This is a genomic window from Alphaproteobacteria bacterium RIFCSPHIGHO2_01_FULL_41_14, assembly GCA_001767855.1.
Taxonomy (GTDB): Bacteria; Pseudomonadota; Alphaproteobacteria; order UBA7879; family UBA5542; genus 2-01-FULL-41-14.
Map to the genome: position 1 here is coordinate 12,330 of MEMF01000001.1, position 21,212 is coordinate 33,541.

Annotated in this window: 20 protein-coding genes; 12 read left to right on the forward strand and 8 right to left on the reverse strand. The window is 45.5% G+C overall.

Annotation, left to right across the window (positions count from 1 at the left end):
• Window positions 1-52: 52 nt before the first annotated feature.
• Genes A2621_04555 through A2621_04570 form a run of 4 tightly spaced genes read left to right on the forward strand, consistent with a single transcriptional unit; the run spans window position 53 to window position 3,686 of the window.
• Window positions 53-1,414: a tRNA (N6-isopentenyl adenosine(37)-C2)-methylthiotransferase MiaB gene (locus A2621_04555; protein OFW90232.1), complete on the forward strand. Its 1,362-nt coding sequence runs from the start codon at window positions 53-55 to the stop codon at window positions 1,412-1,414.
• 7 nt (window positions 1,415-1,421) lie between these two features.
• Entirely contained in the window at window positions 1,422-2,369 is a 948-nt protein-coding gene (locus A2621_04560) for a phosphate starvation-inducible protein PhoH (protein ID OFW90233.1), read from the forward strand.
• Window positions 2,356-2,871: an rRNA maturation RNase YbeY gene (locus A2621_04565; GenBank protein ID OFW90234.1), complete on the forward strand. Its 516-nt coding sequence runs from the start codon at window positions 2,356-2,358 to the stop codon at window positions 2,869-2,871. Before A2621_04560 ends, A2621_04565 begins: the two co-directional genes overlap by 14 nt.
• Window positions 2,868-3,686, forward strand: coding sequence for a hypothetical protein (locus A2621_04570; GenBank protein ID OFW90235.1), 819 nt, complete (start codon window positions 2,868-2,870; stop codon window positions 3,684-3,686). The genes A2621_04565 and A2621_04570 overlap by 4 nt, the downstream gene beginning before the upstream one ends.
• Window positions 3,687-3,702: 16 nt before the next feature.
• Here the strand turns inward: A2621_04570 and A2621_04575 are convergent, their stop codons facing one another.
• A complete protein-coding gene (locus A2621_04575; protein ID OFW90236.1) occupies window positions 3,703-4,974 on the reverse strand; it encodes a hypothetical protein in 1,272 nt (423 codons plus the stop codon).
• Between the two features lie 86 nt (window positions 4,975-5,060).
• Between A2621_04575 and A2621_04580 the strand changes: the two genes are divergently transcribed.
• Together A2621_04580 and A2621_04585 are read left to right on the forward strand one after the other, a co-directional pair.
• On the forward strand, window positions 5,061-5,690 hold the full coding sequence (locus A2621_04580) for a hypothetical protein (GenBank protein OFW90237.1): 630 nt from the start codon (window positions 5,061-5,063) through the stop codon (window positions 5,688-5,690).
• On the forward strand, window positions 5,677-6,861 hold the full coding sequence (locus A2621_04585) for a hypothetical protein (GenBank protein OFW90238.1): 1,185 nt from the start codon (window positions 5,677-5,679) through the stop codon (window positions 6,859-6,861). Before A2621_04580 ends, A2621_04585 begins: the two co-directional genes overlap by 14 nt.
• Before the next feature lie 76 nt (window positions 6,862-6,937).
• On the opposite strand, the gene A2621_04590 is transcribed toward A2621_04585, so the two are convergent.
• On the reverse strand, window positions 6,938-7,693 hold the full coding sequence (locus A2621_04590) for a hypothetical protein (protein ID OFW90239.1): 756 nt from the start codon (window positions 7,691-7,693) through the stop codon (window positions 6,938-6,940).
• A 178-nt stretch (window positions 7,694-7,871) separates the two neighbouring features.
• Here A2621_04590 and A2621_04595 point away from each other — a divergent pair, with 178 nt between their 5' ends.
• Window positions 7,872-8,918, forward strand: coding sequence for a hypothetical protein (locus tag A2621_04595; protein ID OFW90240.1), 1,047 nt, complete (start codon window positions 7,872-7,874; stop codon window positions 8,916-8,918).
• A 40-nt stretch (window positions 8,919-8,958) separates the two neighbouring features.
• Here the strand turns inward: A2621_04595 and A2621_04600 are convergent, their stop codons facing one another.
• Both A2621_04600 and A2621_04605 read right to left on the reverse strand, forming a co-directional pair.
• Complete coding sequence (locus tag A2621_04600; protein OFW90241.1) at window positions 8,959-9,150, reverse strand: hypothetical protein; 192 nt, start codon at window positions 9,148-9,150, stop codon at window positions 8,959-8,961.
• A complete protein-coding gene (locus tag A2621_04605; GenBank protein ID OFW90242.1) occupies window positions 9,147-10,748 on the reverse strand; it encodes a hypothetical protein in 1,602 nt (533 codons plus the stop codon). The genes A2621_04600 and A2621_04605 overlap by 4 nt, the downstream gene beginning before the upstream one ends.
• Window positions 10,749-10,968: 220 nt before the next feature.
• Between A2621_04605 and A2621_04610 the strand changes: the two genes are divergently transcribed.
• On the forward strand, window positions 10,969-11,868 hold the full coding sequence (locus A2621_04610) for a hypothetical protein (GenBank protein ID OFW90243.1): 900 nt from the start codon (window positions 10,969-10,971) through the stop codon (window positions 11,866-11,868).
• Here A2621_04610 and A2621_04615 read toward each other — a convergent pair.
• From A2621_04615 to A2621_04630, 4 genes are all read right to left on the reverse strand, one after another.
• A complete protein-coding gene (locus A2621_04615; GenBank protein ID OFW90244.1) occupies window positions 11,865-13,322 on the reverse strand; it encodes a hypothetical protein in 1,458 nt (485 codons plus the stop codon). The genes A2621_04610 and A2621_04615 overlap by 4 nt on opposite strands.
• A gap of 20 nt (window positions 13,323-13,342) precedes the next feature.
• Window positions 13,343-14,032 carry a hypothetical protein gene (locus A2621_04620; GenBank protein OFW90245.1) on the reverse strand — a complete coding sequence of 230 codons (690 nt, stop codon included), beginning with the start codon at window positions 14,030-14,032 and terminating at the stop codon, window positions 13,343-13,345.
• A 48-nt stretch (window positions 14,033-14,080) separates the two neighbouring features.
• Window positions 14,081-14,923 (reverse strand): acetyl-CoA carboxylase subunit beta, encoded by an 843-nt coding sequence (locus A2621_04625; GenBank protein ID OFW90246.1) that lies wholly within the window; start codon window positions 14,921-14,923, stop codon window positions 14,081-14,083.
• Window positions 14,924-15,057: 134 nt separating this feature from the next.
• Window positions 15,058-15,309 carry a hypothetical protein gene (locus tag A2621_04630; protein ID OFW90247.1) on the reverse strand — a complete coding sequence of 84 codons (252 nt, stop codon included), beginning with the start codon at window positions 15,307-15,309 and terminating at the stop codon, window positions 15,058-15,060.
• 96 nt (window positions 15,310-15,405) lie between these two features.
• Here A2621_04630 and A2621_04635 point away from each other — a divergent pair, with 96 nt between their 5' ends.
• The 4 genes from A2621_04635 (at window position 15,406) to A2621_04650 (ending at window position 21,188) form a co-directional block, all read left to right on the forward strand.
• Window positions 15,406-15,762 carry a 50S ribosomal protein L20 gene (locus tag A2621_04635; protein ID OFW90248.1) on the forward strand — a complete coding sequence of 119 codons (357 nt, stop codon included), beginning with the start codon at window positions 15,406-15,408 and terminating at the stop codon, window positions 15,760-15,762.
• Between the two features lie 96 nt (window positions 15,763-15,858).
• The gene (locus tag A2621_04640) at window positions 15,859-16,944 is read left to right on the forward strand and encodes a phenylalanine--tRNA ligase subunit alpha (protein ID OFW90249.1); all 1,086 of its coding nucleotides are present in this window, start codon (window positions 15,859-15,861) and stop codon (window positions 16,942-16,944) included.
• Window positions 16,941-19,379 (forward strand): phenylalanine--tRNA ligase subunit beta, encoded by a 2,439-nt coding sequence (locus A2621_04645; protein ID OFW90250.1) that lies wholly within the window; start codon window positions 16,941-16,943, stop codon window positions 19,377-19,379. The genes A2621_04640 and A2621_04645 overlap by 4 nt, the downstream gene beginning before the upstream one ends.
• Window positions 19,380-21,188, forward strand: coding sequence for an elongation factor 4 (locus tag A2621_04650; protein ID OFW90251.1), 1,809 nt, complete (start codon window positions 19,380-19,382; stop codon window positions 21,186-21,188). It begins immediately after the preceding gene.
• The last annotated feature ends 24 nt before the right edge of the window (window positions 21,189-21,212 follow it).

The following is a 21,212-nucleotide window of genomic DNA, read 5'->3' on the forward strand; positions in this document are numbered from 1 at the left end:
CATCTTTGCTGAATCTGTACTAAAACTCTCAGGATGTGTAGAGTTTTGACCCATGACTAATCCGTTGAAGAAAGTCTATGTAAAAACATATGGCTGCGCGATGAATGTTTACGATTCCGATCGGATGACCCAGCTGCTCGAGATGCATGGGTATGAAGTGACCGAGAATCCGAAAGACGCCAATATCAGTATCGTGAACACCTGCCATATTCGGGAAAAAGCCACAGAGAAAGTTTTTTCTGAATTGGGACGCCTGAAAGCCAATAGAAAGTCCAAACGGGATAAGGGCGAAGAAGGTCTCCTCGTGGTGGCTGGGTGTGTGGCTCAAGCCGAGGGATCAGAAATCATGCGTCGAGCGCCCTATGTGGATGTGGTGATTGGTCCCCAATCTTATCATGAACTGCCCGAAATGATTGAAAGGGCCAAACGTGCCTTGCCGGCAGACGATCGGCAGAATCTCGTGCGTACAGAATTTCCTGTGGAGTCGAAGTTTGATCAGTTGCCTTTACCCGACTCTAACCAACAACTCTCCGCATTGCTTTCCATTCAAGAAGGGTGCGATAAGTTCTGTACCTATTGTGTGGTGCCCTATACGCGGGGGGCTGAGTTTTCTCGCCCCGTGTCGGAGCTCCTGGCGGAAGCCAAGCATTTGGTGGGTCAAGGGGTGAAGGAACTCATGCTGCTGGGTCAGAATGTGACAGCGTACCATGGGAAAAGCCCCACGGGTTGCGGGGAGTGGGGGATCGCTGAGCTGTGCCTTGAATTGGCCAATATGGAAGGGCTTGAACGCATTCGTTATACAACCTCCCATCCGCGCGATATGGATCAATCTCTGGCAAATGCTCATGGGTCCTGCTCTAAACTCATGCCTTTCCTGCACTTGCCTGTGCAGTCAGGGTCGGATCGTATTTTGAAATTGATGAATCGTCAGCACACAGCCAGCCACTATCGCGAGATCATTGCCATGTTTCGAGAGGCTTGTCCTCAGATGGCTTTTTCGTCCGATTTCATCGTGGGGTTTCCCGGAGAGTCCGAGAAAGATTTTGAAGAGACCATGCAGCTCGTTCGGGATATTGACTATGCGCTTTCTTACAGCTTCAAATACAGTCGTCGCCCTGGAACGCCCGCCTCTGTCATGGAGTTACAAGTTCCCGTCGAGATACAGGATGAACGCCTCCAAAGATTGCAATCTCTCTTAAATGAACAACAAATGAGATTTAACAAAAGCTTGGTGGGCACGAGTATTCCGGTGCTGTTTGAAAAGAAAGGGACGGGGGAAAATCAAATAATTGGCAAAAGTCCCTACATGCAGGGTGTTCATGTGGAATCAAATTGTGATATAATCGGACTTATAAAAGACGTTAAAATAACAGAAGCAGGCTTTAAAGCGTTGAAAGGGATAGTTCTCTCATAGAGTTCGGATGACAGAGATAAAAACAACTCCAATCTTAGAAAGCATTTTAGAATTTTCCGATAACCAGGTTCTTCAGCAACTGGTTGGGTCCCACAATGAGCATTTGAAAAAACTTGAGTCTCAGTTCGAGATCAAGGTTTGTTTGCGCGGCAACTTTATCACCCTGGTCGGAGAAGAATCAAACGTACAGCAAGCCAAAACTGTTTTGACAGATCTTTATCATTTATTAGAAACAGGGGGGGGAATGAATCAATCTGACGTGACACGGCATTTTTCAAAGGGAGCGGTCGATCAAACCGATATCCGCATCAAGTTAAAAACAGAAGATCGTGTAATTGTTCCGCGGAATAAAAATCAGAGCCATTTCATCCATCTTCTTCAAAAACATGATCTCGTCTTTGGGGTCGGTCCCGCCGGCACGGGCAAAACCTATATGGCGGTGGCCATGGGGGTCTCACTGCTGATGGCAGGGCATGTTGACCGGCTTGTTCTCTCTCGTCCGGCCATCGAAGCGGGCGAAAAACTGGGATTCTTGCCCGGGGATCTAAAAGAAAAAATTGATCCGTATTTGCGCCCTATTTTTGATGCGCTCCATGATATGTTTAGCCCCTCCACTCTGGAAAAATTGATGGTGAGTGGCATTATTGAAGTGGCGCCTCTTGCCTTTATGCGGGGTCGCACGTTATCTCATTCCTATATCATTCTGGATGAAGCCCAGAACACGACGGCCATGCAAATGAAAATGTTTCTCACCCGTTTAGGCGAGAATGCGCGCATGGTGATCACAGGAGATATGACGCAAATAGACCTTCCCCCTCATCAAAAATCAGGGTTGGTGGATGCGTTGGAAAAATTAGAAAAAATACCGGATATTGGCGTCATGAAGTTTTCTCAAGACGATGTGGTGCGCCATCCTTTGGTTGGACAGGTTTTGAAGGCTTATGACGGGGACTAATCCTCTGGCGCTCGCAGAAATTTCCATAAAAGCTGAAGCTTGGCAACAAGAGGCTGAGTTTTCGGTATTAGATATTGAAACAGCTCTTGCGGCGGTGAGGCGCTTTTTTCCCTTATTAGTTCAGAAAGGTCATGTAGATGTGGTTCTTGGAGATGATGATTTATTGCAACACTTGAATGCAACGTACTGTCAGAAAAATAAGCCCACCAATGTCCTTTCTTTCCCCCAAGAAGACTTAAAGAAAGGAAGCTATTTACCCCCGGAAAAATTTGTGTTATTGGGGGATATTGTGCTCTCTTATCAGACCATTAAAGCAGAAGCCTTCTCTCAACATAAAGCTTTCTCCCATCATTTAAAGCACCTTGTGGTGCACGGGTTCCTTCATCTTCTGGGATTCGATCATGAAGATCCGTCCGATGCAGCCGAAATGGAATCGCTTGAAATTAAGATTTTAAACTCTTTGAATGTTCCTAACCCCTACGAGGAGGATGAGCTCGAATGACCTTTTTAACAAAAATAAAATCACTGTGGGTGCATAGAAAGGATCAGTCGACCCTCCAGAAAGACAAACTATCTGATCGTCCCCACGAAGAAGTGGACGAAAAAAAGATGGCCATGATCCAGAATGTTCTCCCTCTTTTCGAGCTTCCTGTTTATGAAATCATGACACCTCGAGCAGACATTGATTGGATCGATCTGGAGCAGCCCCTCCCAAAGATATATAAATACGTTCTAAAATCCTCTCATAACAGTTTTCCTCTCTGTCGCCATGATTTAGATAAAGTCATTGGCAAGGTCAGCCTTAAAAAAGTGCTGCTCTCAGAAGAAAACTTGGATAAGGTAAAGCTAGAAAAATATTGTGAGCCCATTTTATTTGTTTCCCCCTCTCTTTCTTGCACTGACCTTATTCTGAAGATGAAACAATCCAAAAATTATATGGCTGTGGTGGTGGATGAATTTGGTGGTGTGGATGGATTGGTCACCCTTAGTGATATTTCAGAAAAAGTCATCGGTGAGGTGGATCTTGATCAGTTGTCAGAAGTGGCTCCTATTATTTTTCACAAAGATCATACGTTGACGGTTGATGGTCGCATGACGCTTGAGGATTTAAATCGCGAAGTTCCGGGGCTTGTCTTACAAGAGAAAGCGAACGGAGCTGATACGGTGGGGGGGCTCGCCTCTAGTCTGGCCGGGCACATCCCGGTGAGAGGTGAGCTTATTAAGCATGGATCGGGACTGGTATTTGAAGTGCTTACGTGTGACGCTCGCCGCATTAAAAAGCTGCGCCTCCACCCTGTGAATGGGGCTCAGAAATAATCTCATAAAACAGACTTCAATGATTTTTTAGATCCGCCTCATACTGGGCTAAATCTTCAATGGGCTTCTGGGCAACTTTTGTGTCCATAGCCGCTTTGGCGACCGCCGGAGAGATGGTATAGATCAGCCGTGGATCGAGGGCAGCAGGCAAGATGTACTCAGGACCAAAAACCAGCTTTTCTTTTTTGTAAGCTTTTAAAACAGAGGCTGGTACGGGTTCCTTTGCGAGTCCCGCGAGGGCTTCTGCTGCGGCCATTTTCATCTCTTGGTTGATTTCTTTGGCCCGACAATCAAGGGTTCCTCTAAATAGAAAAGGAAAGCACAAGACGTTGTTAATTTGGTTGGGAAAATCAGAGCGACCGGTTGCCATAATGGCATCAGGAATATGCTGTTTCACCTCTTCAGGTAGGATTTCAGGATTGGGGTTCGCCATGGCGAACACGATGGGGCGATCAGTCATAGCGCGGATCATCTCGATGCTGAAAGCCCCCTTGGAGGACAAACCAATCAAGACATCGGCGCCGGTGGCCGCTTCTAATAAAGTGCGGTCATGGGTATCGTTGGCCCACTTTTCTTTCCAGGGATTCATTCCTTGGGTGCGTCCTTTGTGAATGACGCCCGTACGATCGACCAAGATCAGATTTTCTTTCCGCACTCCCCGGGCCACCAACAATTCGGCGCATGCAATGGCGGCAGCGCCAGCACCGTTAATGGTCACCTTAAGATCAGTGAAATCACGATCGGTGAGGTCACAGGCATTCAGCACGGCGGCCAAGACACAAATGGCGGTGCCATGTTGATCATCATGGAAGATGGGGATATCCATGACTTTCTTCAGAGTGTCTTCAATGATAAAGCACTCAGGCGCTTTAATGTCCTCGAGGTTGATGCCGCCGAAACTAGGGCCCAAATAGCGCACGGCATTAATAAAGGATTCGGCGTCAGGAGACTCAATCTCTAAATCAATACTGTCAACGTTAGCAAACTTTTTGAATAAGACAGCTTTGCCTTCCATCACAGGCTTGGAGGCGAGAGCGCCGATATTGCCAAGTCCCAGCACAGCCGTGCCGTTCGAAATAACCGCCACCAAGTTGCCTTTGTTGGTATAGGCATAAGCGGCTTCGGGATCTTTTTCAATGGCAAGGCAGGGAATGGCCACACCGGGTGTATAGGCCAACGCTAAATCTTCTTGGTTCTCTAAAGGTTTGGTGGGAACAATTTCCAGTTTCCCTGGTTTGCCATGAGCATGATAATCAAGAACCATTTTTTCTTTTGAGTGTGTTGTCATTTTAAGTCCATAAAGTGTGGTTTTTCTATACAATATTGTGAATTTCTAATACTGTGTGTATAACAGATTATGAAGAAGGTAACCATATGCAATTTTTGGATCTTATTTTTTTACTAATAACGCTGGGGGTTGGGTTTGTCCTCTATATGCGTCTTGGGCGCCGCACGGGCACTGAGAATCGATTCTTTTATCCTGCGTTAGATGAGATGAAAAATGTAACTCCCCAAGCAAAGAAGGGCGAAGTCATTCAATTGATCTCCCCCTCCTTTTCCGGTCTTCAAGAAATTCAAAAACATGATCGCAAGTTTTTTGTGGAAGATTTTGTCGAGAAGATAAAAGAGGCATTTGAAAAAATCATTCATGCCTTTGTGGAAGGGGATAAGAAGGTCCTCAGTGTTTTTCTGAAAGATAAGTTTTATGCTTTGTATGAGAAAGAGATTAATCTATTGACTCAGAAAAAAACAACCACTCATTTGGAATTTTTCCGTCTCATTTCAGCCGAAGTAAAGGATATTAAAACGAAAGATGGAATGGGACATATCCAGGTTCATTTTGTCTCAGAACAAACGCAAGTTCGTAAAAACAGTACAGGGAAAACAATCGCTGGTGATGCAGGGTTTATTGATCGCATTAGCGAATTGTGGACATTCGAACGTCCGTTAAAGTCAAAAGGGCCCTGGATGCTTTCAGGAATCACGCCCTATGAGGCTTTCTAGTCTTTTTTTGGTAGGATGGCTAACGGTTGCCTTTCTTCTAGGGGGATGTGGTTCTTTGAGGCGCGGGTCAGACAGAGTTCCCGTTTTAAAAGTTGAACCAACAACGTTTTATGCATTGCCAGATTGGCAACAAGATGAAGGACTTTCCCAAGCGTTCGTCGCTTTCAAAAAATCCTGTCCCGTTTTCTTAAAGAAAAAAGCTTCCACAGAGGTGGGATTGGGCACCACGGCTGATGACTGGCATCCTGTTTGCCAAAAGGCATTAGAGATGACGCGTGTTTATTCTCTCTCGGAAATTCGTACGTTTTTTGAAGAGCATTTTACCCCTTATCATGTCACAGATGAGGGGAACCCTGAGGGGCTTTTCACGGGCTATTATGAAAGCTCTTTGAATGGATCCTTAAAAAAGACAAGAAGATTTTGGTACCCTCTCTATAAGAAACCCCCCGAGCTTGTTCTGTCTCAGGGCACAGAAAAAAAATGGGGTGTGCTCAGTTGGGGGCGGGTGGCTCCCTACCATGATCGGGCTGCCATTGATAACGGAGCTCTCGAGGGCAAAGGGCTAGAGCTTCTGTGGGTAGACGATCCTGTGGAGGCTTTTTTCCTCCATGTCCAAGGGTCTGGGCGAGTTAATTTACCGAATGGGAGAGTTGTGCGGGTTAACTATGCTGCTTCTAACGGCCACCCTTTTATCTCCATTGGAAAAGAGCTGATCAAAGATAATATCATGGATGTGAAAGATGTTTCCATGCAGTCTATTCGTGATTGGATGGCGAGGTGTCCCGAGAAAGCCCGTACACTGATGCACAGAAACCCCTCCTATGTGTTCTTCCGGGAAGTGAAAGGCTTAGCAGAGGATGGCCCCATTGGGTGTATAGGCGTGCCGGTAACAGAGGGACGCACGATGGCCATCGACCGACGGTGGCTGCCCATGGGGGCGCCTTTGTGGTTTGATGGGTATCATCCAGATAACTATATTCAAGAGCGGCGCTTGATGATTGCTCAAGATACGGGGGGTGCTATTCGAGGGGCGGTGCGAGGAGATTTTTTCTGGGGATATGGCAAAGAAGCCATGGAAAAAGCAGGAAAAATGAAGTCAAAGGGGCAGTATTATATTTTCCTTCCCAAAGAAGCGTCCGTAAGTCGACAGTATCTGCTGGAAAAAAGATGACTCCCGAAGATAAAAAGATTTGGGATGAGGTTAGTTCACCCTCTCTTTTCCCTTTCGAATCTGCGCCGGAGGCTTCTTAGGGATCAACAGGGACAGACTCCCTATCTGACACATAGTAAGTATAACGATCCACATATTTCTCTATCAACTGATCGCGTATACGTTGCCTTGCATTTCTTTTCGTGATTGATTCTGTCTCCCCATAGCGGAGGAAGCACCTTTCACTCGCGGGATCAGCCTCCAATTCCTGACTAACCAATAAAAACATATCTGGGTTTATAGAGACTCCTTCTGATCTTCCAAGGTTTTTTCTATACTGCCTCCATATTCTAAGGAGTATCCGGTACTTATCTCGACGGTTATTTCCCCTCTTGCGAGACCACTTTTTTCTATTTTCTGCGTTTAATTCATCCCCATGTAGGTGTCTAAATGTTTTGTATTTTTTATCTTCCTTGTTTCTCGTCTCCTCTATAAAACTTTTAAAATCTGGGCCTAAATCCTGCAGAAGGATGTTTTCTTCTTGTGAGAATATTTTTCTCCTTTTTGCCCACCGATTTTTTTTCCGTTTTTTTGTCACCAACGGTTCTTGATTCTGGGCGTTGTTTTCTATTGTGAGAGAAACACATTGTTTTAAAGCAGCCACCTCAGCCAGAAGCTGAAGGTCTCCCATTGAAGATACAGGATGAGTTCTTGGAAGCACCGCAGAAGCCTCATCGATTCCTTGCATCATGGCAAGCGTTGATAATGGCAGAAAAGTGAAGATACAAAAAGCGACCATACGCTTTAAGATTCTCATGGAAACCTCCCGAGGGATTATTTGCATCTCTGCCATCTTATTTTATTTGAGAACAAGAGGCAAGACACGCAACAATGTCTGTTGACAGATCTCATCACACTGAATAAAAATAGAAAAAACATACTTAAAAACAGAGAGGCAGAGGGCAATAGTGTATAAATTCTCCATAAAAATTCTCATCAAACCCTTTTTAAAAGCGGCTTTTTTCACCATTATGATAACCAATATTGTAGAAGGAGCCGTACAAATCCCTCCCCCTCCTGTTGCTCGAAAATACGCAACAAGATGGACACAGAAAAGAATTGGGACAACGGAGTACAGGGCAGCTCAACGTACAGACATGTCAGCCTTTGTTCAAGATACCGGTATAAAGGGAGAACTCACAGTCGATAAACTGAGAGATTGGTTGAAAAGATCCCGCTTAATCAATCGTAAGTTTCTTCAAAATCCCAATTGTTTGCGTATTGTGCAGGTTGAAAAAAAAGAAATAAGAGGGATGAGAACAGAAAAACTTTTTCGTGTAGAGTATAATCCCAGCTGTCCTAATCCTACCCCTTTTAAACTCGCCTTTATTATTAAAGAACTAGATGATTTTAGTGAGGAAACAGAAATTCCTAATCTTTATGTTTTACAAAAACATCCTGAGCTTAGAGTTCTTGGAAACCTTAGAGATCCTTCCCTCCCTCAAATGACATTTGCAGAGAATTTTTATTCATATCAAAGTGGCAAGCGTGGGGAGTTTTCCCTAAAAGATGAAGAAGACTTAAGCTATTTTTCTCTCATCCATGCTGCAAGGGGGGCGAGCCTTTATGACCTTTTTGAAAAAAATCCAGAAGGCCCAGTAACCTACGAAGCCTTTAGAAAGCTTGGGCAAGTTCTTGCAAATTTTCATAAAAGATTTATGACTGGCAAAAATTGTTTGCTGAAAGGTGGCGATGATATTAACCAATGCTTTACGATCAGTCATGGGGATCTTAATCCTGGAAATATTTTCTATGATAGAAAGTTTATTTATTTTATTGATACAGAAACAATGCTCAAATCATTACAACAAAAAACTCCATTTATAAAAGATGCGACACACCTTTATCTATGGCCAATATATACTCGAAATTGGGATAAAGAACTCTATGACAAAATCTATGAAGCTTTTTTAAACGGTTATGTAAATCAATTAAGTACTAACCCTCTAATCAAAGATCAAATAATCAAAAGAATCAAAGAAGAAATACAGAATAAAAAATCGAACTATGAAAGATAAAACTTCAAATACTATAAAATAAACCGCACGACGTCTAAATTCACCGAAAAAGACGCAGAGTTTCTTGCAGAACCAAAGATCTTATTTTGGGGAGGAAAAAGATGTCAAGCAGCGGAGCATACTTTTGTTGAGCACTCGTGAGAATTGTGAGAAGAGTTTTAACAAACTCAGAACTAAAAAGACGACAGTTATATAAAAAGTAGATGTCGGCTGAGCCATTTTTTATGATCAAATCATGTCCGCGGGAGGCGGGAGATCTTCAAATTCTGCAGGAAGGGGTGCCTCTTCCGTTGCAGAACCAGGGATTTTTTTGTGTCTCTTTCGGGGAGGATGAAAGCCCTTGACCACCATAGCCGTAAAAGAAGGGTTCAAGAGAGGGCAGCTCTCACAAATTGTACTCGTCACCAGACTTTCTGCCTGTGCATCATAACGTTCCCAAATCTTCTGCTTCATTGTACTTCTAATTTTTCTAATCTCATCCCCTGATAGGGCTGCCTGTCCTTCCCTTTCTTTTTCTGGATCGGTGAGGGTATGTTTAAACTCTAAGTCTTGATTCCTTGCCAGTTCCACAAGTACGGCTTGAAATTTTTTAGCATGCTCAAGGCCCTTCTCTCGATTAATCATTTCTGTAAACGTATTCGTCCATTTCCTATAAAAATAAACGGCTTCTTCTATTCTTGCCTTTCTTTGTGAGAATGTTTTTTTATAAATAGATTCATATTTTCTTTTTCTATTTTCCCGATCTAACGTTTCACATTCTGGACTTTGGTTAACCTCTGCAACTTGGTGTGCATAAGCCTCTACTCTTTCCTGTTCGATTTGAGTTAGCAATACATTCATTGCAGGAATTTCTTTTATATCTTTTAGGTTGGCATCCTCAAAGGGATTCTGAAAATAAGTCGTGCCCCTTTTTTTCTGTGGTTTAGAGAAAGAAACAGAGATGGATTCATCTAAACTTTCCAACGGATCAGAAGCAACAAGGGGGAAGAAGACCGGAAAAGCTTTATTTAATTCAGCTAAGTATTTTTTTTGCATGCTGCTGTTTAAGGATTTTGAGCGACCTTTTTGATGAGAACTACTCTGACCTTGACTTTCACTATTTTCTAAATCGACCAAGGTCTTTTTTATCTCTGTATCTTGCGTTTGTACAAGTCCTTCAAGGAATTCTTGGTATTGTGCAGCCCGAGCTGGTTCAGCCTCCTGGGAAATCTTTTCCCTCCCTTCTCTATAAAGAGAAACAGCGGCCTTTATTCTGCGATTTCTCAGAGACAATGTTCGTTGGAAAAGCCTTTCTAAATCTTTACTATATTTTGGGATAGGAGCCGTTGGATACTGTCTCAAATTTGTGGCTCGAGTCTCATAATCCTCTACTCTTTCCTGTTCGATTTGAGTTAATAATGCGTTCATTGCAGGAACTTCCTTCAGATCATTTAGGTTGGCATCCTCCTTAAAAGGGTCTACAAATACAACGCCCCAAGATTTTTGTCTTTTGGCAGGGGGTTCTGCTGCATTTGACGCAATCGGTAAAAACGAGAATAATTCTGCATTAGACGGTATCGTATCCTCAGGGAGAACTGCCGATGAGGCGGAAGAGGGGGAAGAATGCCCGAAAGAAAAGGGAGATTGTTTGAGCGGGTCCTCTGTGCCATCAAAAAAGCGGATGGCTTCCTCAAAAACATTTTCTTCAAACACCCATTTCTCTGTCCCCAGGGAAGCGGCAGAAAGTGGTCCAAAAAATACATCCGGATCGTCATCAGGCGCGCTCGCCGCTAAAGCGGGTAAAGAAATAGCTAACAAACCTAAAAGCGCTGTTGTATAAAGTCTCTTCATCATTAATCTTCATCGAATTATAAAGTATCGCTTTTATATCAATTCGCGCTAAAAGGCAATAAGACTTTGATTTTTTTGTTGAATTCTCGTGAATTATTGTTCAAACACAGCATAAAGGGGCACAGAAGGTTTCCTTCGGGTGGTATTGGCTGGCTTTTTCTCTTGATTCAATTTTTGTTTATCTCTTATAACAAAATAAAAATAATGATTGGAGAGAGACATGATGCTGAAAAGAATGGGATTTTTCCTTATTTCTATGATGATAGAAACGGCGTGTGCCGGTTGGTATGGCTCCGTTCAGGGAATCGAAGAGGGCATAAAACAGGCACGAGAAGATGTTCATGGGGGTGCTATCCGCATAAGCGGGATTGTGGAGGGCTCTGCGGTTATTGTTAATCCAGAATGGGTTGTAACGGCTGCCCATGCCTTTCAGTTGGAACGGGGGCCCCACGGCTTAGATAGTTTCTCTTTTTCTGATGCCACAGATAAACGCTATTCTATCGAAAAGTACCACCTTTTCCTTGACCAAGATCTGGCTTTCTTAAAAACAGCGGAATCTCTCCCCAAGACATATGTAGCTCAGCTTATGGCGCCTGATGAACATCAGAATTTGATCGCCCAGTGGAAACACCCCCACAACCAGCCTCGTGCCAACAAGGGTTATCCAGCCTTCTTTTTTGGATATGGGCATAAGGGGCTATGGGAAACGGTGATAGAGAGAAACAAAGCGTATGTTAGGAATTTGCAGTTTAGCCATTTTGGGGTGCTGGACCCCAAACCAGACCTCAGAGCCTATGGCATAAAAGCAAAAGGCACCTGCCGTCTTTCCCAATATTTTCCCCAAACTGAGTCTGGAGCCAGCTTCTTTTCTTGGTTTGAAAAAGAGGAGGAACAAAAAGATCTCTTAATTTCTTCTGGATTGCCGGGTGATTCGGGAGGAGGCTTGTTTGTTGAGCAAGAAGGGGGAGCTCGTTTAGTGGCCGTTGCGTCTCAGGTTTTTGTTGATTCAAAATGGGATGAGGGAAAACAGTGGGTGGGGACAAGTTTCTCAGCTTTCTATTCCCCCCAGCAGGAGAAGGAAACAGAAAGTTTTCTTGAGACGGTGTTGAGAGTTAGTTAAATACGGGGTACAAAACCTGCTGCTATGCCGGCTCTCGCTCGGGCGAAGTTGGCTCTACGCTCTGCCGCACCTCTTCTTAATTCTTCCTCTCGTGCGGCTCTCTCGTCCCCACCACGGGCGGCTGCTTCTTCAGGAGCATCATCGGCAGCAGCAGCTGCTGCTACAGGACTCCGACGATATCCAGTGAGCTTGTCAACAAGGAGTATCAGCTGAATTAACTCTTCGGAGGTAGGACTTTTAAAATCCAGCGTATTAAAGAGAACCTCTGCGGCATTTCTAGAAGCAAATTCTTTTAAGGAGGCTACATTAGATTGGAAACACAAATCTAACAGAAATATTTGTAAGACCCTATCTTTGCGGGGAGTAAGTCCTTTAATCATGTTTTCAAAGGTATTGGCTTCACGTGCCCCTCCTCTCATGTTCATTGTTCTGTTCATGGCGGAAAGTAAATTATTAATGCTTCCCTCTCGACGCGCAGTATTTAGAAGTTGTATAATAACTTGCTTTAAAATCTTGGAATGGGCTGCGGGGTCTCTAGAGAGAATATCCTCATTTTCTCTTATGTTTCTGTCGGCAGGATATATTACACGCGCAGTTGGAGGAGTTTGTATCAGTTTCCGGGAGACTTCTTTGACACCATTTACCCATATCCCTATAATTTTACTCATAACCGTGTCTGGTATGCTGCCGCTTATTCTAACCCGGCTATCAAAGGCAAATACTTGCCGTAGAATGCCATTGAAATCATTCAAACGCCTGAAGAGAGCAGGAATCTTTAAACCAGCAGTAGCGCCAGGTAAGAGGGCAGCGTTCATCCGATCGGCAACATAAATAACAAGTTCATCAAAAGCCATCTGATTTAAAAACTGAGCTTTAGGATCTGGTATGGAGAGATTAAGAGTGAACAAACGTGTTAACCTTGCTGTATCTGTAATGGGAGCACGGCTCCTTATATAGGCTAAACATTCTTTGAAAAAGTCAGATGAAATTCGGTTCTGATAATTAAAAAATTCTACGCTCGTTTTGGGGTATGTATTGGTTTCTTGAAAAAACAAGACACCTGTCTCTGTATCGTAAGGCTTATTACCCGTTATCCCTACGTCTAAAAGATGTTGTTTGATGATCGCTACCAGAGGGTCATAAACTGAGCCATATCCCATTATTCTCGGGTTAAAGGTCATTCCAGCATGATGTCCACCCATTGTACCTCCACCCGTTGCCCCTATGCTCCCACCACCCAATGGGGGCAGATATCCGCGATCTACATACCATTGTCGGTTGTTTTCTTGTTTTCTGTGTTTAGCCTCTATATACCAACTGTAATGTGTAGGATCATCTTTGTTTAACCCTTGAATCTTATCCATTTTTAGTCTGTCAGTTGGCTTGGTTGTTGTGTGCCCTGCAAAGCCATAGACAAGAACGATAAAAGAAATAAAAATAAGCTTTGTAATCATGGTTTATTCCTCCGATTAATCTATAGCATACATGAAACAGATAGCATGAACGTATGGTACCTGTTTTTAGATGTGATTCTTAAAGAGTCGTCAGCTCCTGTCATATCTATATTTTTAGTTTTAAATGTTTTGTAAATATCGTAGGCATAGCTCAAGGAAACTGGCAGCCTAGGCTTAATGTGATGCATGATGCCTACGGTGGGTGACACACCAAACACTGAATTTCTATCACTGGTTGATTGGGTGACATCTCGGAAGGTCGTGGTAAACTGGCTGCCGAGGAATCCTAGCCCTATGAAGGCCGCGGTTTTTGAATCAAAATATCGACCGTACTTTAAATTAAGACCAACCGTATAGTCTCGGCTTAATTTGAGAGAGCCGATCTGAGTTCGGTTTGTACTATCTGGGTCGTGAAGATCGAAATCAAATTTTTTCACACTGTCATGGGGGGTGAAAAAAAGCTCTGCGGCTGCAAAAGAATGATCGTGTAACGCCTGTTGATATCCGGCAAACAGCCGGCCCGTTGCCTGCGTCGTTTGTTCATTAAAGTGAGAGGACGCAGTGTCTGTTCCGCTTACACCCTCGGCTCTCAGGCGGGCATCAAATTGCGAAAACACGGCCCCAGCGGCGGTATAAAAACCGCTCTCATGAGCCAGAGAGGACGCGGCGATCGAAAGGCATGATGCCGATAGTAAAACTTTTAATTTCATGAGTAACCTCACCTGTTCCTTTCATTCCAGCAGACGAGGGGGGGGGTGTCAAGAGAAGATTTTAAGGATGCGGGCGAGGGTGTTGTTGAGGTCTTTGCGCGGTACGATCAGGTCTACCATGCCATGGTCTTTGAGGTATTCCGATGTTTGGAAGTCAGCGGGCAGCTTTTCGCGAATGGTTTCCTGAATGACGCGGGCGCCCGCAAAGCCGATGGTGGCTTTGGGCTCGGCCAAGGTGAGGTCCCCGAGCATGGCGAAGGAGGCCGAAACGCCCCCGAGCGTGGGGTCGGTCAAAATAACGATATAGGGGAGCTTTGCTTCCCGAACCATTTGGATGGCCACCGTGGTGCGGGGCATTTGCATGAGGGATAGCATCCCTTCCTGCATGCGGGCCCCGCCGGACGCTGGGATGACAATGAGGGGGAAATTAAGTTTGATGGCCGTTTCTGCGGCCGTCACAAGGGCTTCACCTACAGCCATACCCATGGACCCCCCCATGAACCCAAATTCAAAGACAGCTACTACCGCCGGTTTTTGATTGATTTTCCCGTGAGCCACGAGGATCGCATCTTCCAATCCTGTTTTTTGGCGATACTCTTTGAGTCTATCCGTATATTTTTTGGAATCCTTAAATTTTAGAGGGTCTTGTTTAACGGTGCGTAGAGTGAGGGGAGTATACTCCCCATTAAACAGCTGGTTCAGGCGTTGCTGGGCGGTGATGCGCAGGTGATGGTCACAGTGAGGGCAGACAAATAAACTATCCTCTAGATCGCGATGAAAAAGCATCTGCTCGCACGAGGGGCATTTGGTCCACAGATTATTGGGTGTCTCTTTTTTCTGGGGGGTAAGTTTACTTAGTTTTGGGCGAACGTAATCTGTAATCCAATTCATAGGGGGGGCTCTATTCTCTTGTTTGACAGTCTAACAGGATGAAAGCGATACATCATGAATATCCCCATGTGTAGCAAACTTTTTTCTTGTTCGCAAGAGCGCACTCTGTCTCGGACAGATACACTAAACATAATTTATGTAGAATTTTCTTGAAATTTGAATTTTTTTGGGTTACATTCTCGCCTCATATTGTAGGGTAATTTGGCGAGTTGTAAAGGAACAACGGGCATGCCAAACACCTGTTTTAAAAAATAATAAGGAGACAAAATGCCCAAAATGAAAACAAATAGCAGTGCTAAAAAGCGCTTCCGTTTAACGGCGACGGGGAAAGTTCGGTCGACCACAGCGGGTAAAAACCACTTTCGTCGCAATAAATCCCATCGCATGATCCGTGATTCTCGGGGAACCATGATTTTGCAGGATTGCGATGCGAAGCTCGTTAAAAGGTTGTTACCCAACGGTTAAGGAAGAGGAGAATTTAAATGGCACGCGTCAAAAGAGGTGTCCCTGCTCGGGCGAGACACAAAAAAGTTATCAGTCAATCCAAAGGATTTAGAGGACGTTCAAAGAGCTGTTTTAGAATAGCCGTTCAACGTCTTGAAAAAAGTTTGCAATATGCCTATCGCGATCGTCGCACCCGTAAGCGCGACATGCGGGCTTTGTGGATTCAGCGTATTAACGCTGCCGTGCGCTTAGAAGGGCTCACGTATTCTCGGTTTATTGATGGACTTAAAAAAGCCAACATTCAAATGGATCGGAAGGTTTTGTCAGACTTAGCTATCCATCAAAAAGAAGCTTTTAGACAAATCACAGAGCAAGCCAAAGCCGCTTTACAATAGAATAGAGACATCTGTTTTTTAACAAAGAGGGGCTTTGCGCCCCTTTTTTGTGGTTATTTATTGAGGAAAACACGATTTTCGCATAAGGTGGAGGGCATGTCACACTATCAGCAGTTAAAAAAAAGAGCGCTTGATCAAATTAAGGAAAGTCATTCCTTAGAAAGTCTTGAAGAGGCTCGGCTAGAGTTCCTAGGCAAGAAGGGGCAATTGTCCGAACAAATGAAGGCACTAGGTCTGATGTCTGCAGAAGACAGAAGTGCTGCAGGCGCTTTACTGAATAAGGTGAAAGAAGAAATTCTCGCGGCTTTCTCGGTGCAGAAAGATCGGCTTGAGCAAAAAGCCTTAGAAGCAAAGCTCATCACAGAAACCTTAGATATGACGCTACCCTCTCTGCCAGAGGAAGCAGGACGGGTTCATCCGCTCAGCCAAACCATTGAAGAGGTCACCCATTATTTTCTGTCCAAAGGATTCTCTCTAGAGGATGGAGGACATGTGGAAGATGATTTTCATAATTTTACCGCGCTGAATATCCCGCCTGAGCATCCGGCGCGCCAAGAGCATGACACTTTCTATGTGCAAGGCCTTCTTAATGGCACCCCTGGGGTTTTGAGAACGCATACTTCTCCGGTACAAATCCGGGCTATGATGGGGGACAAACCTCCCTTCCGGATGATTGTCACAGGGCGCGCGTTCCGGTCCGATTATGATATGACCCATACCCCCATGTTCCATCAGCTCGAGGGATTGGTGATTGATAAGACGGTTCACATGGGGCATTTGAAGAAATGCTTGAAAGATTTTCTGGAATCTTTCTTTGATGTAGATGAGTTGCCGCTGCGATTTCGACCCAGTTTTTTCCCCTTTACCGAACCCTCTGCTGAGGTGGATATTGGGTGCAGCCGATCGGATAACCAATTGAAAATTGGGGGCGGACAAGATTGGCTAGAGATTTTGGGATGCGGCATGGTCCATCCCAACGTTTTGAAAAATGTGGGATTAGACCCCGATGAATATCAAGGCTTTGCCTTTGGGGCGGGGCTCGAACGTCTGGCCATGTTGAAATACGGAATTCCTGATTTGAGACAGTTTTATGAGTCTGATAAACGATGGCTCACCCATTATGGGTTTGAGGCGATGTCGATGGCGTCTGCCCTGCTCAAGAAAAAAAGAGACATGCCATGAAATTTACCCTCTCGTGGTTAAAAGACCATTTAGAAACGTCTGAAACATTAGACCAACTCATCCATCGGTTAACCAAGCTCGGGCTTGAAGTGGAATCCGTCACCAATCCAGCGGTGAATCTTAAGGGATTTAAGGTCGCTCATATTCTTGAGGCAAAACCTCACCCTGAGGCAGATCGGTTGCAAATCTGTACCGTCGATTGCGGTGACGCCACACCCCTTCAAATTGTGTGTGGGGCGCCGAATGCGCGGCGAGGATTAAAATCTGTATTGGGTCTCCCCGGAACGCATGTGCCTGCGTTGAATCTCACGTTGAAGGAAACAAAAATCCGGGGTGTTACCAGCTTTGGCATGTTGTGTTCGGCGAAAGAGTTGGGGCTCGAAGAAGGCCAGGATGGCATCATAGAATTGGCGGAAAAGGCTCCCGTTGGGGCAGAGTTTGCCCCGTACGCCGGTTTAGATGACCCTGTCATTGAAGTGAGTGTCACGCCCAACCGTCCCGATTGTTTAGGGGTCCGAGGGATTGCCAGAGATTTAGCAGCTGCCGGCGCCGGTACCTTAAAGCCTTTGATGATTCCAGAGATTCCTGGTTCCTTTAAAATGGATCTTAAACTCACCCTATCCCCAGAGGCACAGCAAGCGTGTCCACAATATCTGGGGCGGACGATTCGGGGGATAAAAAACAGGCCAAGCCCCGAGTGGTTGCAAAAGCGCCTCAAAGCCATTGGGGCGACACCCATTTCGGCCCTGGTGGATATCACCAATTATGTGTCTTTTGATCTGTGTCGTCCTTTGCATGTCTTTGATTTGAGATCCATCAAAAGATCGGTGGATATCCGCTTGGCGCGGCAGGGCGAACCTTTTGTTGCCTTAGATGAAAAAGAATATGTTCTTGAGGCTGATATGGTGGTGATCGCTGACCAAGAAAAAGTCTTGGCTTTGGGGGGCGTGATGGGTGGCTTAGACTCGGGCTGTACCCTTGAAACAGACTCTGTTTTGTTAGAGTCGGCGTATTTTAATCCTCTGTCAGTGGCAAGCACAGGGAGAAAGCTTAATATACACAGTGAGTCTCGGTATCGATTCGAACGGGGGGTGGATCCCCTGCTGACGCGCATGGGGATGGAGCGGGCAACTCAGCTGATTCTAGAAATTTGCGGGGGAGAAGTGAGTGATATTATAGAGGTGGGAGAAGTCGTTGCACCCCTCCCCCATATCCCGTTTCATGTGGAGATGGTGACCAAGCGTACAGGCATTAAATTACCAAAAGACACAGCTTATAAGATTTTAGAAAATTTGGGATTCACCCTTCTGAAAGATCAGCATGTGGCGGTGCCTCCATCATGGCGACCGGATATTACCCTGTCGGTGGATGTGGTGGAAGAAGTGGCGCGCATTTATGGGTACGAGCATTTACCAGAGGTTTCCCTCCCCTCTGAGCCGCCGAAAACACTCTTTGATGTGAAACGGTCTGAGTTTTTCCTGCGTCATCTTTTGGCCAGTCGGTCCTTTATGGAAGTGGTAACATGGTCCATGGTGAGCAAAAAACAATTTCGTCTTTTTGGGGGAACGGATGAGAATCTGCGTATTATGAATCCCATTACGGTGGATTTGGAATATTTGCGTCCCTCTGTTCTGATTCATCTCCTCAAAGCGGTGCAGCAGAACTTAGATCGAGGGCTCTCCCCTTTATCCTTTTTTGAGATCGGTCCGGCCTATCGGACTCTTCCAGAGGAGCGGTTTATGCCTGATGAGATATCAACCATCGCGGGGGTGCGTCTAGGGACACAGAAAGCTTATCATTGGTCTAAGCAAGAGCGAGAAACGGATGTGTTTGATCTAAAATCTGATGTGGTGGCTATTCTAGAACGGTCAGGGGTTCCCCTCGAGTGTGTAGAGTTCAGCTCAGAGACGCCGTATTTGAAGGATGATAAACTCAGGCCTCGGTCGCTTCCCTCCTGGTACCATCCGGGTCGGTCTGCTTGGATAAACGTACCGAAGGGGTCCATCGGGGTGTTTGGGGAGATTCATCCCGCGATCTTAAAAGAATTTGGGATTAGGGAACGTGTCTATGCCTTTGAACTAGATTTAGTTGGGCTTGATGTGGCGAGAGGGAGTGCCAAGAAAGTCAAATCAAAGGGCGTGTTTTCCTTGTCCCCCTTCCAACGGGTGGAAAGAGATTTCTGCTTTCTCTTCAATAAATCGGTGAAGGCAGAGCGTATTATGAAGACCGTGAGGCGGATAGATCCGTGCGTCAAAGAGGTGCAAATTTTTGACCTCTACGAAGGCACGGGGGTGCCTGCAGGGTTTAAATCTGTGTCCATTCATGTGACCTTTGAACCGCAAGATCATACATTTTCTGATGCTGAGATTAAGACTCTCTATGATCGGGTGCTAGAGGCTGTTGAAGCCGACCTTCAAGGGTCTTTGAGAGTATAAATGACCAAAATTCCTTTGTCTCATATTCGCAACTTTTCCATCATTGCCCATATCGATCATGGTAAGTCGACGCTCGCTGATCGGTTGATTCAGGAATGCCAAGGGTTGACGGAGCGTGAACTCCGAGACCAAGTCTTAGATTCCATGGACATTGAGCGAGAGCGAGGCATCACCATCAAAGCGCAAACCGTTCGATTGATGTATACCGCCAAAAATGGAGAAACCTATCAGCTCAATCTCATGGATACCCCGGGACATGTGGATTTTGCTTATGAGGTGAGTCGCTCGCTGGCGGCGTGCGAAGGATCGTTACTCATTGTGGATGCATCCCAAGGGGTGGAGGCCCAAACCCTGGCGAATGTTTACCAAGCCATTGATAACAACCATGAGATCATTCCCATTCTGAATAAGATTGATTTGCCTGCCGCAGAACCCGAACGGATTCGCGCGCAAATTGAAGAAGTAATCGGCATTGACGCGAGTGGGGCCATCCTAACCTCTGCCAAAACGGGTCAAGGAGTGGTGGACATTTTAGAAGCTATTGTTCACAAGTTGCCAGCCCCCCAGGGGGATGAATCCCTGCCCTTGCAAGCCTTGCTGATCGACAGCTGGTATGACAGTTACTTAGGGGTTGTCACTTTGGTTCGCATCAAAGAGGGCGTTTTAAAGCCTGGGATGAAAATCCGCATGATGGCCACGAACGGTCTTTATACGGTGGATCAGGTGGGATGTTTTACGCCCAAGATTCAAAAAACAGACGTGCTCTATCCGGGCGAAATTGGGTACATTTCTGCCAACATTAAACAAGTGGCGGATTGCCAGGTGGGGGATACCATCACCACGGAAAAAGGAGGATGTTTAGAACCTTTGAAAGGATTCAAACCCTCTGTACCGGTTGTGTTTTGTGGCATGTTTCCGTCAGACGCCTCCGAGTTTGATGTGCTCAAAGAAAGTCTCTCAAAACTGCGGCTGAATGATGCCAGTTTTCACTTTGAAACAGAAAGTTCTGCAGCGCTTGGGTTTGGGTTTCGCTGTGGATTTTTAGGGCTGTTGCACCTTGAAATTATTCAAGAACGTTTAGAACGTGAATTTGATTTAGATCTCATCACAACAGCGCCCAGCGTTATTTATCGGGTGCACAAAACCGATGGCACGATGATTGAGCTACATAACCCTGCGGATATGCCAGATGCAGGCCGCATCGCCTATGTGGAAGAGCCGTGGATCAAGGCAACCATTATGGTGCCCGATGAATATCTGGGATCGATTTTAACGCTGTGTACGGAACGCCGGGGCGAGCAGCTGGATATGAACTACGTGGGGAATCGGGTGATGGTGGTGTATCGACTCCCCCTCAACGAAATTGTGTTCGATTTTTATGATCGTCTGAAGTCCATCAGTAAAGGATACGCCAGTTTTGATTATCAGCTTGACTCTTATCGAGAGGGTGATCTGGTGAAAATCGGAATCATGGTGAATGGGGATCCTGTGGATGCCTTGTCGTTCATCTGGCATCGGGATCGGGCGGAAGGGCGCGGTCGGGAGATCTGTGAAAGACTGAAAGATTTAATCCCGCGGCAGTTATTTAAGATTGCCATTCAAGCCGCCATTGGGGGCAAAATCATTGCGCGAGAGACCGTCTCGGCCATGCGGAAAGACGTGACCGCCAAGTGTTATGGGGGAGACGTAAGCCGGAAACGGAAACTGCTGGATAAGCAGAAAAAAGGTAAGAAGAAGATGCGCCAAATTGGTAACGTGGAGATTCCCCAAAGTGCGTTTTTGGCCGCCCTAAAGAGGGATGAGACTTAGATCTGCCTCGTCATGGCTAGGAGA

Coding starts and splice junctions, on each gene's coding strand:
- A2621_04555 (OFW90232.1), top strand. CDS start 53: ATGACTAATCCGTTGAAGAAAGTCTATGTAAAAACATATGGCTGCGCG.
- A2621_04560 (OFW90233.1), top strand. CDS start 1,422: ATGACAGAGATAAAAACAACTCCAATCTTAGAAAGCATTTTAGAATTT.
- A2621_04565 (OFW90234.1), top strand. CDS start 2,356: ATGACGGGGACTAATCCTCTGGCGCTCGCAGAAATTTCCATAAAAGCT.
- A2621_04570 (OFW90235.1), top strand. CDS start 2,868: ATGACCTTTTTAACAAAAATAAAATCACTGTGGGTGCATAGAAAGGAT.
- A2621_04575 (OFW90236.1), bottom strand. CDS start 4,974: ATGACAACACACTCAAAAGAAAAAATGGTTCTTGATTATCATGCTCAT.
- A2621_04580 (OFW90237.1), top strand. CDS start 5,061: ATGCAATTTTTGGATCTTATTTTTTTACTAATAACGCTGGGGGTTGGG.
- A2621_04585 (OFW90238.1), top strand. CDS start 5,677: ATGAGGCTTTCTAGTCTTTTTTTGGTAGGATGGCTAACGGTTGCCTTT.
- A2621_04590 (OFW90239.1), bottom strand. CDS start 7,693: ATGGCAGAGATGCAAATAATCCCTCGGGAGGTTTCCATGAGAATCTTA.
- A2621_04595 (OFW90240.1), top strand. CDS start 7,872: ATGATAACCAATATTGTAGAAGGAGCCGTACAAATCCCTCCCCCTCCT.
- A2621_04605 (OFW90242.1), bottom strand. CDS start 10,748: ATGAAGAGACTTTATACAACAGCGCTTTTAGGTTTGTTAGCTATTTCT.
- A2621_04610 (OFW90243.1), top strand. CDS start 10,969: ATGATGCTGAAAAGAATGGGATTTTTCCTTATTTCTATGATGATAGAA.
- A2621_04615 (OFW90244.1), bottom strand. CDS start 13,322: ATGATTACAAAGCTTATTTTTATTTCTTTTATCGTTCTTGTCTATGGC.
- A2621_04620 (OFW90245.1), bottom strand. CDS start 14,032: ATGAAATTAAAAGTTTTACTATCGGCATCATGCCTTTCGATCGCCGCG.
- A2621_04625 (OFW90246.1), bottom strand. CDS start 14,923: ATGAATTGGATTACAGATTACGTTCGCCCAAAACTAAGTAAACTTACC.
- A2621_04630 (OFW90247.1), bottom strand. CDS start 15,309: ATGCGATGGGATTTATTGCGACGAAAGTGGTTTTTACCCGCTGTGGTC.
- A2621_04635 (OFW90248.1), top strand. CDS start 15,406: ATGGCACGCGTCAAAAGAGGTGTCCCTGCTCGGGCGAGACACAAAAAA.
- A2621_04640 (OFW90249.1), top strand. CDS start 15,859: ATGTCACACTATCAGCAGTTAAAAAAAAGAGCGCTTGATCAAATTAAG.
- A2621_04645 (OFW90250.1), top strand. CDS start 16,941: ATGAAATTTACCCTCTCGTGGTTAAAAGACCATTTAGAAACGTCTGAA.
- A2621_04650 (OFW90251.1), top strand. CDS start 19,380: ATGACCAAAATTCCTTTGTCTCATATTCGCAACTTTTCCATCATTGCC.